The organism is Sphingomonas jaspsi DSM 18422 (assembly GCF_000585415.1).
In the GTDB taxonomy this organism is placed as follows: Bacteria; Pseudomonadota; Alphaproteobacteria; order Sphingomonadales; family Sphingomonadaceae; genus Sphingomicrobium; species Sphingomicrobium jaspsi.
Genome location: NZ_KK073876.1, coordinates 191,885 through 205,373, shown reverse-complemented (window position 1 = coordinate 205,373; position 13,489 = coordinate 191,885). Strand labels below are relative to the sequence as shown.

At 65.0% G+C, this 13,489-nt stretch carries 15 protein-coding genes; 10 read left to right on the top strand and 5 right to left on the bottom strand.

Features of this window, described 5'->3' with window-relative positions; all coding sequences use genetic code 11:
• Positions 1-41 precede the first annotated feature (41 nt).
• Entirely contained in the window at positions 42-1,613 is a 1,572-nt protein-coding gene (locus G570_RS00995) for an amino acid permease (protein ID WP_037498200.1), read from the bottom strand.
• 101 nt (positions 1,614-1,714) lie between these two features.
• Positions 1,715-2,092 carry a histidine triad nucleotide-binding protein gene (locus G570_RS00990; RefSeq protein WP_037503282.1) on the bottom strand — a complete coding sequence of 126 codons (378 nt, stop codon included), beginning with the start codon at positions 2,090-2,092 and terminating at the stop codon, positions 1,715-1,717.
• A gap of 54 nt (positions 2,093-2,146) precedes the next feature.
• Here G570_RS00990 and G570_RS00985 point away from each other — a divergent pair, with 54 nt between their 5' ends.
• The 3 genes from G570_RS00985 (at position 2,147) to G570_RS00975 (ending at position 4,758) form a co-directional block, all read left to right on the top strand.
• Entirely contained in the window at positions 2,147-2,629 is a 483-nt protein-coding gene (locus G570_RS00985; protein WP_037498197.1) for an SspB family protein, read from the top strand.
• A 186-nt stretch (positions 2,630-2,815) separates the two neighbouring features.
• A complete protein-coding gene (gene fumC / locus G570_RS00980; RefSeq protein WP_037498189.1) occupies positions 2,816-4,207 on the top strand; it encodes a class II fumarate hydratase in 1,392 nt (463 codons plus the stop codon).
• Between the two features lie 17 nt (positions 4,208-4,224).
• Positions 4,225-4,758, top strand: coding sequence for a DUF4142 domain-containing protein (locus G570_RS00975; protein ID WP_037498186.1), 534 nt, complete (start codon positions 4,225-4,227; stop codon positions 4,756-4,758).
• Here the strand turns inward: G570_RS00975 and G570_RS00970 are convergent.
• On the bottom strand, positions 4,755-5,318 hold the full coding sequence (locus G570_RS00970) for a DUF2585 family protein (protein ID WP_037498183.1): 564 nt from the start codon (positions 5,316-5,318) through the stop codon (positions 4,755-4,757). The two genes, G570_RS00975 and G570_RS00970, sit on opposite strands and share 4 nt — an antisense overlap.
• A 65-nt stretch (positions 5,319-5,383) precedes the next feature.
• Between G570_RS00970 and G570_RS00965 the strand changes: the two genes are divergently transcribed.
• The 6 genes from G570_RS00965 (at position 5,384) to G570_RS00940 (ending at position 10,982) form a co-directional block, all read left to right on the top strand.
• On the top strand, positions 5,384-6,361 hold the full coding sequence (locus G570_RS00965) for a magnesium transporter CorA family protein (protein WP_037503278.1): 978 nt from the start codon (positions 5,384-5,386) through the stop codon (positions 6,359-6,361).
• Between the two features lie 116 nt (positions 6,362-6,477).
• Positions 6,478-9,156 (top strand): aconitate hydratase AcnA, encoded by a 2,679-nt coding sequence (gene acnA / locus G570_RS00960; protein ID WP_037498181.1) that lies wholly within the window; start codon positions 6,478-6,480, stop codon positions 9,154-9,156.
• Positions 9,153-9,518: a GFA family protein gene (locus G570_RS00955; RefSeq protein WP_037498179.1), complete on the top strand. Its 366-nt coding sequence runs from the start codon at positions 9,153-9,155 to the stop codon at positions 9,516-9,518. Before acnA ends, G570_RS00955 begins: the two co-directional genes overlap by 4 nt.
• The gene (locus G570_RS00950; protein WP_342665214.1) at positions 9,515-9,775 is read left to right on the top strand and encodes a CBU_0592 family membrane protein; all 261 of its coding nucleotides are present in this window, start codon (positions 9,515-9,517) and stop codon (positions 9,773-9,775) included. Before G570_RS00955 ends, G570_RS00950 begins: the two co-directional genes overlap by 4 nt.
• A gap of 12 nt (positions 9,776-9,787) precedes the next feature.
• The gene (locus G570_RS00945; RefSeq protein ID WP_037498177.1) at positions 9,788-10,333 is read left to right on the top strand and encodes a DUF4304 domain-containing protein; all 546 of its coding nucleotides are present in this window, start codon (positions 9,788-9,790) and stop codon (positions 10,331-10,333) included.
• A complete protein-coding gene (locus G570_RS00940) occupies positions 10,323-10,982 on the top strand; it encodes a cyclase family protein (RefSeq protein ID WP_037498176.1) in 660 nt (219 codons plus the stop codon). Before G570_RS00945 ends, G570_RS00940 begins: the two co-directional genes overlap by 11 nt.
• On the opposite strand, the gene ygfZ is transcribed toward G570_RS00940, so the two are convergent.
• Positions 10,967-11,665 carry a CAF17-like 4Fe-4S cluster assembly/insertion protein YgfZ gene (ygfZ, locus tag G570_RS00935; protein WP_037498174.1) on the bottom strand — a complete coding sequence of 233 codons (699 nt, stop codon included), beginning with the start codon at positions 11,663-11,665 and terminating at the stop codon, positions 10,967-10,969. The genes G570_RS00940 and ygfZ overlap by 16 nt on opposite strands.
• Before the next feature lie 22 nt (positions 11,666-11,687).
• Between ygfZ and pyrC the strand changes: the two genes are divergently transcribed.
• Entirely contained in the window at positions 11,688-12,707 is a 1,020-nt protein-coding gene (pyrC, locus tag G570_RS00930; protein ID WP_037498172.1) for a dihydroorotase, read from the top strand.
• On the opposite strand, the gene G570_RS00925 is transcribed toward pyrC, so the two are convergent.
• Positions 12,704-13,471: a Crp/Fnr family transcriptional regulator gene (locus G570_RS00925; protein WP_169731715.1), complete on the bottom strand. Its 768-nt coding sequence runs from the start codon at positions 13,469-13,471 to the stop codon at positions 12,704-12,706. The genes pyrC and G570_RS00925 overlap by 4 nt on opposite strands.
• Positions 13,472-13,489: the final 18 nt, after the last annotated feature.

The following is a 13,489-nucleotide window of genomic DNA, read 5'->3' as shown; positions in this document are numbered from 1 at the left end:
AGGCGGGAGCCTCCCCTTTTCCGTTTCAGCCGATCGCTCGATCAGTGCGTGCCGGGAATCGGCGGCTCCAGATCTTCGACTTCCGGCTCGTGGACCTCGACCAGCCCGCGTCCCAGATGGCTCGCGCCGCGGCCATAGACGAAATAGACGATGATCCCGATCACCGCCCAACCCGAAAAGACCATGATCGACATGGCGTCGAGGTTGAAGAACAGGAAGATCGTGCCGGCGACGGTCAGCGGGCCGATCAGCCACAGCGCCGGGGTCCGGAACGAGCGTTCGGCGTCCGGTGCACGGCGGCGCAGGATCATCACGCAGATCGCGACCATCATGAAGGCGTAGAGCGTGCCGGCATTGGCCCAGTCGGCAAGACGGCCGACGGGGAAGAAGGCCGCACCCAGTGCTACCACGCCGCCGGTGATGGCGGTCATGATGTGCGGGGTCTTCCACTTCGGGTGGACCGCCGACAGCCGTTCCGGCAGCAGGCCGTCACGCGCCATGACGAAGAAGATGCGGGTCTGGCCGAACATCAGTATCAGGATGACCGACGGAAGCGCGAAGCCGGCCGCATAGCCCAGCATATTGCCGACGCTCGACCAGCCGATCTGACGGAGCACATGGGCCAGCGCCTCGTTCGAGCAGACCAGCGCGTTGGCATATTCCGGCAGCGCGCACTGGCGGGCCAGCTCTTCCGAACCGGCCGGGAACGGTACACCGTTCGGGCCCATGATCGGCTGCCCGCCGATGGTCCCGATCGCCCCGGCTGCGACGAGAATGTAGAAGACGGTGCAGAACAGGAGCGAACCGATGAGGCCGATCGGTACGTTGCGCTGCGGGTTCTTGGTTTCCTCGGCCGCGGTCGACACTGCGTCGAAGCCGACATAGGCGAAGAAGATCGTGGCCGCCGCACCGACCGCACCGACGCCCGTGCCGAAGCCGCCGAACACGCCGGCCGGCAGGAACGGGTTGAACTTGGCGACGTCGAACTCGGGGCTCGGCAGGGTGAGGAAGATGAAGGCCGTCAGGGCCGACACCTTGATCGCCACCAGCACCGCATTGACGCGCGCGCTCTCGGTGGTGCCGATCATCAGCAGCCAGGTTACCAGCGTCGCGATCAACACTGCGGGGAGGTTGATGAACCCGCCCGGCTTACCGCCCAGCGCCAGCGGCGCCGAGGTCAGCCATGTCGGCAGGTCTATCCCGAACGTATGGCCCAGGATCGTGCCTGTGAAATAGCCCGACCAGCCGACCGAAACCGCACTGGCCGCGACCGCATATTCAAGGACCAGCGCCCAGCCGACGGTCCAGGCGAGCAATTCGCCCATGCTGGCGTAGGTGTAGGTATAGGCGGAGCCCGCGACCGGGATCATCGCCGCGATTTCGGCGTAGCAAAGCGCGGCGACGATACAGATGGCGCCGGCGATGGCGAAGGCCAGCATCAGGCCCGGTCCGGCCTTCTGCGCGCCGGCGGCGGTCAACACGAATATGCCGGTGCCGATGACGCAGCCGATCCCGAACAGGGTCAGCTGGAACGCACCCAGCGTGCGGTGCAGCCCTTTTTTCTCGGCGGTCGCCAGGATGGCGTCCAGCGGTTTGACGCGGTCGAGTAACATTGCCTTCCCCTCATGTCAGGAGCGCGCCCTGTTGGGTTCGCGCCCTATTCTTGTGGCGCGGAGCCTAGCGGGCTTTGCCACCCGCGCAACGGTTTATCGACCTAACGGCTGAGCATCGGGCCCAAGGGTTGCCCGCCGAACACATGGACGTGCAGGTGCGGGACTTCCTGTCCGGCGCGTTTGCCGGTGTTGGCGAGAATGCGGTATCCCTGGGCGTCGGCACCGGTTTCGGCTGCCACCTTGCCGATCGTGCGGACAAGGTCGGCGATCTCGGCGTCGCTGGCATTGGCCGAAAAATCTTCCATCGACACGTATCGACCCTTTGGGATGACCAACACGTGGATCGGTGCCAGCGGGTTGATGTCGTGGAAGGCCAGGCTGTGATCGGTTTCCAGGACCGTCTTGTTCGGAATCTCGCCCCGCAGGATTTTCGCGAATATATTCTGTTCGTCGTAGGCGGCCTTGTGATCGATGGGCATGAATTGGGTGACTCCGCTTGACCGGTTGGCCCGCATCGCTACCACGAAAAGACGATGTCCGACGAAATTTCTGAGTCCCTGATCCCCTACGATGAAATCGTGCAGGAGGCGCTGCGCGCCGTGGTCGGCCGCGTGCTGCAGGAAGTCGCCGACCAGGGCGGACTGCCGGGCGGGCATCATTTCTACATCACCTTCCAGACGCGGGTTGCCGGGGTGTCGATCCCCAAGCATCTGGCCGAGCGCTTCCCCGACGAAATGACGATCGTCATCCAGCATCGCTTCTGGGACCTGAAGGTCGAAGACGACCGGTTCACTGTCGGGCTTAGCTTCGGCGGGGTTCCCGCGACGCTGGTCGTCCCGTTCGCGGCGGTGACCGACTTCGTCGACCCGGCGGTCGACTTCAGCCTGAAATTCCAGGCCAACGGCGCGCCCGAAGGTCATGACGAGCATGACGAGCCCGAAAATGACGAGCCGATCGCGGAGCCGATCGAGGACGGGTCGAACGTCGTCAGCGTGGACTTCACCCGCAAGAAGTAATTCCCGCAGCCAGTCCGGGGGACTGGCGAGGAAATCACTCATTCCCGCAGCCAGTCCGGGGGACTGGTCAGGCGATTGCTCATTGATGGCGCGTCGACTTTTCCGTGACCTATTTCTCGACTCGCCGCCTCCGTCTGGCTAGGGGCATCGGCAACATAATTTCCTAGCCGAGGGACCTTTCCGCACATGAGCATCACCCGCACCGAAACCGACAGCTTCGGACCGATCGAGGTCCCGGCCGACAGCTATTGGGGCGCGCAGACCGAACGATCGATCGGCAATTTCCCGTTCGGCCCGCGCGAGCGGATGCCGGCGGAGATCGTGCATGCGCTCGGTTTCGTGAAGCAGGCGGCGGCGCGGGTGAACGCGCGGCTCGGCGGCCTCGATCCGCAGATTGCCGAAGCGATCCAGCAGGCGGCCGGCGAAGTCGCGCGCGGCGACCTCGACGGGCAGTTCCCGCTGGTCATCTGGCAGACCGGGTCGGGCACCCAGTCCAACATGAATGCCAATGAAGTGATCGCGGGCCGGGCCAACGAAATGCTGACCGGCAACCGCGGCGGCAAGGAGCCGGTCCACCCCAACGACCATGTCAACAAGGGCCAGTCGTCGAACGACAGCTTCCCGACCGCGATGCACGTCGCCGCCGGTATTGCCGTGTATCGCAAGCTCCTCCCTGCCCTTCACAAGATCCATGATCGCCTCGCCGAGCAGGCACAGCGCTGGGATGGCATCGTCAAGATCGGCCGCACCCATCTGCAGGACGCCACGCCGCTGACGCTGGGGCAGGAATTTTCGGGCTATGCTGCGCAGATCGAAGCCAACATCGCGCGGGTCGAAGCCTGCCTGCCCCGTGTAATGATGCTGGCGCAGGGCGGCACCGCCGTGGGCACCGGCCTCAATGCGCCCAAGGGCTTTGCCGACGCCTTTGCCAAGGAAGTCGCGAACCTTACCCAGCTGCCGTTCGAAACCGCGCCGAACAAATTCGCCGAACTGGCCGCGCACGACACGATGGTCGAGCTGTCGGGCGTGCTCAACACCATCGCGGTGTCGCTCAGCAAGATCGCCAACGACATCCGCCTTCTCGGTTCGGGTCCGCGCTGCGGGCTTGGCGAACTTCGCCTGCCGGAAAACGAGCCGGGCAGTTCGATCATGCCGGGCAAGGTCAATCCGACCCAGTGCGAAATGCTCACCATGGTGGCGGCGCAGGTGATGGGTAATCACGTCGCCTGCACCGTCGGCGGGCTTCAGGGCCATATGGAGCTCAACGTGTTCAAGCCGCTCATTGGCGCGAACGTCATCCGCTCGATCAACCTGCTGTCGGTCGGCATGGTGAGCTTTACCGAGCGTACGCTCGACGGGCTGGAAGCCGACGAGACTCGTATTTCGGAATTGATGAACCGGTCGCTGATGCTGGTCACTGCGCTGGCGCCGGAAATCGGCTACGACAATGCCGCGACGATCGCCAAGCATGCCCACAAGAAGGGGATGACGCTGAAGGAAGCGGGTCTCGATCTCGGCCTGGTCGACGAAGCGACGTTCGACCGGGTGGTGAAGCCGGAGAATATGCTGGGCCGCTGAGCGGCAGGGGAGGGAATATGAGGGTGAAGCGCAACGTCGTTGGTGCCGTTTCCGCGGCCGCGATGCTGGTCATCGCTGGTTGCGCGGGCAAGCCGGAGCCGGCAGCGCCTACGTCGACCTTCGTCCTTCCCAGTGTCGCGGCGTCGCTTACCCCGGCGGTCTATATGTCCCTGGCCAGCACCAGCAGCCTGTTCGCGATCAAGGCGTCCGAACTGGCGCTGGAACGGTCGACCAGCGGCTCGACCCGCAGCGCCGCGCAGGCGATCATCGCCGATCAGGGCGGGGTCGGATCGCAACTCAGCTACGCCGGGCGCAGGCTCGACCTGCTGCCGAACGCGGCGTTGACCGACGCCCAGGCAGCCGACCTCGAACGCCTCCGCCAATCGGTCAATTTCGACAGCGACTATCGCAAGCTCGTCGGCGATACGCTGGCGCATGCCTGGGAAGCACACCGCAATTTTGCCGCCGCGGGTAGCAGTCCGACACTTCGGCCGGTGGCCCAAATGGCTGCGCCGGTGACCAAAAAGGATGTCGACGCGCTGCGGCGCTAGGCTGCGGCTTGCCAGTTGAGGATGGCGTCGTTCGGCGCCAGCAGCATCCAGACGTTGAGCGTCAGATTGTCGCGGATGACGATCAGGGGCACCAGTTCCAGCACGACGACGACGATAACGCTCGCCCAGACCGGCAGGCGCCGCGCCGCGAGGAAACCCGCCGCCATGACCAGGATATCGCTGGTCGAATTGAGCACGCTGTCACCGCTATAGCCGAGCGCGACCGTCGCCTCGCGGTAGCGGTCGATGACCATCGGCGTATTCTCGATGACCTCCCATGTCGCTTCGACCAGCATCGCCAGCGTCAGCCGCAGTTCGACCGGTCGGCTGCGCAGCAGCGCCCAGCCGATCGCGTAGAACAGGAAGCCGTGGACGATGTGGCTCGGCGTATACCAATCGGCCAGCATCTGGCTCTGCTTCGGACCGACCTCGCCCCATAGCTCTACCGTGCCGCAGGTGCAGATCGGCGGGCGGTGCATCGCCAGCAGGATGATGACGGCCAGCGTGGTGATCGCAGCGATGATGACAAGCGGCGAGCGCCGCGAAACCCATTCCCCCATGGCCTACTGGCTAGGGCCGCGGGGGCGACTTGCCAAGCGGCGAGTTCGCAGGCACCAACGGCGCGATGTTACGCCTGTTCGGACCCGGCTGTCCCGCAGCCCCCGTCGATCCCGCCAAACTTTCCGCGGCCGATTGCGCGGCGGTGTGGATCGACCTTCTCGAACCGACCAAGGACGAGGAACGCTGGACCGAACAGCTGATCGGCCAGAATGTCCCGACCCGCGAGGAAATGCTCGAGATCGAGCCGTCGAGCCGCCTTTATGAGCGGGAAGGCGTGATGTTCATGACCATGTCGGTGCTCTATGGCGTCGACGAGGGCGAACCGTCCAGCGATCCGGTGACCTTCATCCTGACCGATACGCACCTGGTCACGCTGCGCTATATCGACCCCAAGCCGTTCGTCGTCCTGGCCGACCAGGTCTATGCCGATCCGATGCAGGCGGCGAAACCGATCCGGGCGATGATGCGGATCCTCGACGCCGTGGTCGACCGGCTGGCCGACGAACTGGAGGCGGCGGGGCGCGAACTCAAGAATATCTCCAGCCAGATTTTCGACCGTGGCGCTCGCTCGACCCGGCGCAACCCGGAGCTGCGCTACGAAGCGCTGATGCTTCGTATCGGGGCGGCGCAGCGGCTACTGGCAAAGGTTCGTGAAACGTCGGTGTCGACCAGCCGGGTGCTGACCTTCCTGCGCTCGTGCGACGGGGTCCAGCAGCACGACAGTTCGCTGCGGCACATCAACAGCCTGATCGAAGACGCCCATGCGCTTGACGATCATAGCAATTTCCTGGGCGACAACCTTACCTTCCTGCTCGACGCCAGCCTCGGGATGATCAGCCTCGAACAGAATTTCGTGATGAAGATTTTCTCGGTCGTCGCGGTCGTCTTGATGCCGCCGACGCTGGTGGCGGGCGTGTACGGCATGAACTTCAAATATATGCCGGAGCTGGAATGGCTCCACGGCTATCCCTTCGCCCTGTCCCTGATGCTGGCCAGCGCGGTGCTGCCTTACCTTATCGCTCGCCGCAAAGGCTGGCTCTAAACTTCGCGTCGCCCTTTGCCCTTGGCCGCGCTTCTTGCTAGGGGCGCGCCAACCTTTCCGCGCGCGCCCGCGTGCGGACCCGTGACATCGCTACAAGCATAAGGACGCACACGCCCATGATCCCGACCGGCCAGGACAGCCTCAACACCCGCTCGACCCTCGAAGTCGGCGGCAAGAGCTACGCCTATTATTCGCTGGAAAAGGCGTCCGCGACGCTGGGTGACGTGAGCCGGTTGCCCTATTCGATGAAGGTGCTGCTCGAAAACCTGCTGCGCTTCGAAGACGGTGTGACGGTCACCAAGGACGACCTGCAGGCGATGGCCGACTGGCTGAAGGATCGGAAGATCAACCGCGAGATCCAGTATCGCCCGGCCCGCGTGCTGATGCAGGACTTCACCGGCGTGCCGGCGGTTGTTGACCTCGCCGCGATGCGCGACGCGATGAAGCAGCTCGGCGGCGATCCGCAGAAGATCAACCCGCTGGTCCCCGTTCACCTCGTCATCGACCACAGCGTCATGGTCGACGAATTCGGCACGCCCAAGGCCTTCGCCGACAATGTCGCGCTGGAATATCAGCGCAACGCCGAGCGCTACGAGTTCCTCAAGTGGGGCAGCCAGAGCTTCGACAACTTCAAGGTCGTGCCGCCGGGAACGGGCATCTGCCACCAGGTGAACTTGGAAAACATCGCCCAGACCGTGTGGACCGGCAAGGACCAGATCGGCGAGACCGTCGCCTACCCCGACACGCTGGTCGGCACCGACAGCCATACGACCATGGTTAACGGCCTCGGCGTGCTCGGCTGGGGCGTCGGCGGCATCGAAGCCGAAGCGGCAATGCTCGGGCAGCCCGTGTCGATGCTCATCCCTGAAGTCGTGGGTTTTCGCCTGTCGGGCGAACTCAAGGAAGGCATCACCGCCACCGACCTGGTGCTGACCGTCACCCAGATGCTGCGCGCCAAGGGCGTCGTCGGCCGCTTCGTCGAATTCTACGGCCCCGGCCTCGACGCTTTGTCGCTCGCCGACCGCGCGACGATCGCCAACATGGCGCCCGAATATGGCGCGACCTGCGGCTTCTTCCCGATCGACGAGCGCACTATCGATTACCTCCGCCTCACCGGCCGCGACGAAGAGCGCATTGCGCTGGTCCGCGATTATGCCAAGGCGCAGGGCATGTGGCGCGAGGCGGGTTCGCCCGACCCGCTGTTCACCGACACGCTCGAGCTCGACATGTCGAGCGTCGAACCCTCGCTCGCCGGCCCGAAGCGTCCGCAGGACCGCGTCCGCCTGAGCGAAGTCGACGAGCTTTTCAACGCCGAGCTGGAAGCCACCTACAAGAAGGCGCTCGATGCCGACCGCGTTGCCGTCGAGGGCGAAAGCTTCGACCTTGGCAATGGCGACGTGATGATCGCGGCGATCACCAGCTGCACCAACACGTCGAACCCCAGCGTGCTGATCGCCGCCGGCCTCGTCGCCCGCAAGGCGCGCGCGCTTGGCTTGACCCGCAAGCCGTGGGTCAAGACCTCGCTCGCCCCGGGCAGCCAGGTCGTGACCGAATATCTCAACGCGGCGGGCCTCAGCGAAGACCTCGACGCGATCGGCTTCAACCTCGTCGGCTATGGCTGCACCACCTGCATCGGCAATTCGGGCCCGCTGGCCCCCGCACTGTCGAAGGCGATCAATGAGAACGACCTCGTCGCCGCCTCGGTCCTGTCGGGCAATCGCAACTTCGAAGGCCGCGTGTCGCCGGATTGCCGGGCCAACTATCTCGCCTCGCCGCCGCTGGTCGTCGCCTATGCCCTGTTCGGCACGGTGACCAAAGACATCACCAAATGCGCGATCGGCCAAGACAAGGACGGCAACGACGTCTTCCTGAAGGACATCTGGCCGTCGAACGAGGAAGTTCGCGCGATGATCGACGCGCATGTCTCGCGCGACATGTTCCAGTCGCGTTATGCCGACGTCTTCCATGGCGACGACATGTGGCGTGCGATTCCGGTGAGCGGCAGCGACACCTACAGCTGGCCGGCCGGTTCGACCTACATCGCCAATCCGCCCTACTTCCAGGGTATGACGATGGAGCCCAAGCCGCTGACCGACATCGACGGCGCGCGGGCGCTGGCGCTGTTCGGCGACAGCATCACCACCGACCACATCTCGCCGGCCGGTTCGATCAAGGCCGACAGCCCGGCAGGCAAGTTCCTGACCGACCACCAGGTCGCGCGGGCCGACTTCAACAGCTATGGCGCGCGCCGCGGCAACCATGACGTGATGATGCGCGGCACCTTCGCCAACATCCGCATTCGCAACCGCATGCTCGACGGCGTGGAAGGCGGCTTCACCAAGGGCCCGTCGGGCGAGGTCGAGGCGATCTACGATGCGGCGATGGCCTATCAGCAGCAGGGCACGCCGCTGATCGTGCTGGCGGGCAAGGAATATGGCACTGGTTCGTCGCGCGACTGGGCGGCGAAAGGCACCAACCTCTTGGGCGTCCGCGCCGTGCTGACCGAAAGCTTCGAGCGCATCCACCGCTCGAACCTGGTCGGCATGGGTGTGCTGCCGCTGCAGTTCGCGGACGGCGAAAGCGCCGCGACCTACAACCTCGACGGCAGCGAGACCTTCTCGATCGACGGCGTCGCCGACATCGAGCCGCGCCAGGACGTCACGGTCAAGGTCACTCGCGCCGATGGCGAGACGTTCGACATCGTCGCGCGCTGCCGCATCGATACCTACAACGAGCTGGAATATTTCCGCTCGGGCGGCATCCTGCAGTACGTGTTGCGGAACCTGGCTGCGTGATCATCGCCAGCTGCCATTGCGGCGGCGTCGAGCTGGAACTACCCCGTGCGCCGGAGGAAATCCTCCAGTGCAACTGCTCGATCTGTCGCAAGAGCGGCTTCATGGGCGTCTATTACCGCGACGGCGAAGTCGCGGTGCGCGGCGCGGTCGACGGCTATGTCCGCAGCGACATGGCCGAGCCGCCCTGCATGACCATGTGGCGGTGCAAGACCTGCGGCATCCTGACCCACTGGACGCTGCTCGACGAATGGCCCTACGCCGACATGCCGCGCCCGGACCGTATGGGAGTCAATGCGCGCCTGCTCGATCCCGCGCTGATCGAGGGGCTGCCGGTGCAGCATAATGACGGAGCGAGCATGTGACGCTGGCACTCATCATCGATATCGTCGGCTGGATCGGCGCGGGGCTGATCCTTGGCGCTTATGCGCTGCTGACGGCGGGCAAGGTCGATGCGAAGAGCTACGTCTACCAGGGCATGAACGTGGTCGGCGCGCTCGGCTTCATCGCCAACGGCTGGTGGCATGGCGCGATGCCTTCGGCTGTGCTCAACATCATCTGGGCCGGAATCGGATTAGTGGCATTGTGGAGTATTCGCGGCAAAAGCGCGCCGACGAAATAAGAGGAAGCGACCGTGGCCAAGAAGAGCGCAATCCAGCTGGCCCTCGACGACAAGGTGGGTTCGATCCTCAAGGAAGCCGGTTTCAAGCCCAAGGGGTCGCGCACCTGGCTTCGCCACCGCGGTCGTCGCGTCGACGGCGTCCAGTTCCAGCAGTCCCGCTACAACGTCACCCGCGCGAGCCAGATGACAGTGACTTTGTCGAGCCTCATGGCGCCGTTCGATGGGGACCTGCAATCGCGAGAGCGTCGCATGATGCGGCGTTTCGAAGGCGAAGAGGGTGTCGCGATGCTTGTCGCTCCGGGAAGCATGAAGCGCATCGGCGATCTGACCGAAGTGCGCGGCGACCTTTGGTACAGCTATGATGGGGGCGACGATGCCGACTGTGCGGCGGTCGCTGCAGAGATTGCCGACGACCTGAAGCGCTTCGGCTTGCCGTGGCTGACCAAGACGGTCCGCATCCCGCCACCGAAAGACGGACGGCGCGCCGACGCTCACAGCGAGAAGTACCAGAAGCTGGTTGCACAAATGGTCGAAAGGCACGGGACCAATGTCGAGTAAGCTCGTCGATCTGAGTCATGTGATCGAAGAGGGCATGGTCACCTTCAAGGGCCTGCCCGGTCCGCACCTGTGCGACTATTGGACGCGCGAGGCGTCGGCGGCCAATTATGACGACGGCTCGACCTTCCAGATCGGCCGCATCGACATGGTCGCCAACACCGGCACCTACGTCGACAGCCCGTTCCATCGCTATGCTGACGGCAAGGACTTGAGCGAGCTTCCACTCGCCTCGCTCGCCGACCTTGAAGGGGTGCTGGTGCGCGCCCCGTTCGAGCAGAGGCTGGCGGTCGACGTCGCGGCGTTCGAAGGGCTCGACGTGCGCGGCAAGGCAGTGCTCGTCGCCACCGGATGGGACGTACATTGGCAAACCGAAACTTACTACGGCAACGACCCCTATCTGACGCCCGAAGCGGCCGACTGGCTGGCGGCCAATGGCGCCGCCTTCGTCGGGATCGACAGTCACAATATCGACGATACGCGAACGCGCGCGCGACCGGTGCACACGACATTGCTGGGCGCCGACATCCCAATCGGCGAGCATATGACCAACCTCACGACGCTACCCGACAGCGGCTTCCGCTTCCACGCGGTGCCGCCCAAGGTCAAAGGGATGGGGACCTTCCCCGTCCGCGCTTACGCGGTCGTCTGAAGCCAGTCGGGCCGGATGGCATTAGCAGGAATATCGTCCACGCGGGAGTGGACGACCGACAGGCCCAGGTCGGGATAGGCGATGCGTGTGCGCTCGCCGCCATCGCCTTCGACCACGACCAGCCGCCGATTGACCTTCTGCCGCCAATTCATCCGCGCGGTGTTCTCCTGCCCGACGAAGCAGCCCTTGGTGAAGCTGACGCCGTTCAGCTCGACCGCGTTGCATTCGAGCCAGAGCAGGTCGCCCAGTTCCGCCGCGCCTTCGCACACGCCGAGGCGCAGGCGATGTTCCAGCCAACCGGTCGCGGCTTCGTCGGCGGGGCCGAGCCATCGCCAACCCAAGTCAAACAAGCGCGGATCGGACACGCCGGGATCGCCGCTGTCCTTCGTCCAATGAACGGCGACGCTGTCATCGCGCGCGATCGTGATCGGGCGGCGAAGGCGATACATGGTCAGCCGCTTCGCCAGCGCGTCGGCCTGCTCCGCTTCGCAATCGATCAGCAGGTCGTCGCCGTCGGCCCAGACGATGAAGTCGAACAGGCATTTGCCCTGGGGCGTGAGCAATCCTGCCCAGACCGGAAGCGCCTTCGTGACGTCGCTGGTGACGAGGCCCTGCAGGAAGCCACGAACGTCCTCGCCGTTAAGGCGGATGATTGCGCGGTCGGTGAGGGTAGTCGCGGCCATGCCCTTTAGCTAAGGAGCCCGCGTGACCGATACAATCACCATCCGCCGGCCCGACGACTGGCATGTGCATCTTCGTGACGGCGAGATGCTGCAGCTTGTCGCGCCCTATACCGCGCGCCAGTTCGCGCGCGCCATCGTCATGCCCAACCTCGTCCCGCCGGTCACGACCGTCGAACAGGCCTCGGCTTACCGCGACCGGATCGTCGCGGCAGCAGGTGAGGGCTTTACGCCGCTGATGACCTGCTACCTCACCGACAAGGCCAGCGGCGACGAGCTGGCGCGCGGCCATGCCGAACGGGTGTGGGTCGCGGCCAAGCTCTATCCGGCGGGCGCGACCACCAACAGCGATAGCGGCGTCACCGACATCCGCAACATCTGGGCGGCGCTGGAACGGATGCAGGCGATCGGCATGCCGCTGCTCGTCCATGGCGAGGTTACGAGCCACGACGTCGACGTGTTCGATCGCGAAGCGGTGTTCATCGACCGCGTGCTCGCGTCGCTGGTCCACGACTTCCCCGATTTGAAGGTGGTGTTCGAGCATATCACCACCAAGCAGGCCGCGCAGTTCGTCGCCGATGCGCCCGCCAATGTCGGCGCCACCATCACCCCGCAGCACCTGATGCTCAACCGCAATGCGCTGTTCCAGGGCGGGCTGCGGCCTCACGCCTACTGCCTGCCGGTGGTGAAGCGCGAGGAGCATCGCCTGGCCGTTCGGGCCGCGGCAGTCAGCGGCAATCCGAAGTTCTTCCTCGGCACCGACAGCGCGCCGCATGTGGTGGGCGCCAAAGAATCGAGCTGTGGCTGCGCCGGCCTGTTCAACGCGCCGTTCGCGATCGAAGCCTATGCCCAGGTATTCGACGAGGATGGCGCCCTCGACCGGCTGGAGGCATTCGCCAGCCTGAACGGGCCGGCCTTTTACGGCCTGCCGATCAACGATGAACTGATGACGCTGGTGCGTGGCGGGGAAATCGTGCCCGATCGGATAGGCGAGGTGGTGCCTTATGGCGCGGGCTCGGCCTTCGGCTGGCGCATCCAGGACTAGTCGCAGCCTCGACCGCGGCCGGTGCCGCCCGGCCCGATCATGTCACCGAAGAAATGCTCGACCCGGTCGTAGCATTCGCAAGAGATGCGCTCGAGCCCTTCGCGGTCATGCACATGGATGACGCCGCGACGGGTGCTGATCAGCCCGTCGTCCTGCAACTGCCTGGCGACGGCATTGACCGTCGTGCGCTGAACCCCCAGCAGCCCGGCCAGCGATTCCTGCGTCAGCTCGAGCCGGCTGCCGGCCCGGTCCATCGCGGTCAGCAGCCAACGCGCGGCGCGCGCCTCGATCGGGTGGAAGCTGTTGCAGGCGACGGTCTGCATGATCTGGGCCAGCAGATAGTCGGCGTAGCGGCAGAACAGGTTGCGCAGGTGGCCCGAACCCGACTTGGCTTCCTCCACGACGTCGAGCGGGACGCGCACCGCGGGCCCTGCGACCATCGTCTCGGCACGCGAAAAGGCAGGGATGTTGCCGCAGCTGATGATCCCGCCGACCGCGCCCTCGCGGCCGATCGACGCCACTTCGACCGACCGACCGTCCTCGAGGTCGACGATCAGCGACACCATCGTCGGGCCGACCGGGAAGGTCGAGTAGGATACCTGCTGGCCGCGGCGGAGCACGACGTCGCCGACGTCCAGGTCGATAACCTCGAGGCGCCCGTCGAGCGCGCCACGCAGATCGTCCGGAAAGGTCGCCAGCAGTCTGTTGTCGCTATAGGCCTGTTCGAGCCGATCCATCGTGCGGCTATCCAGAACATCTGACATCGTCGGCATCCCCTGTAA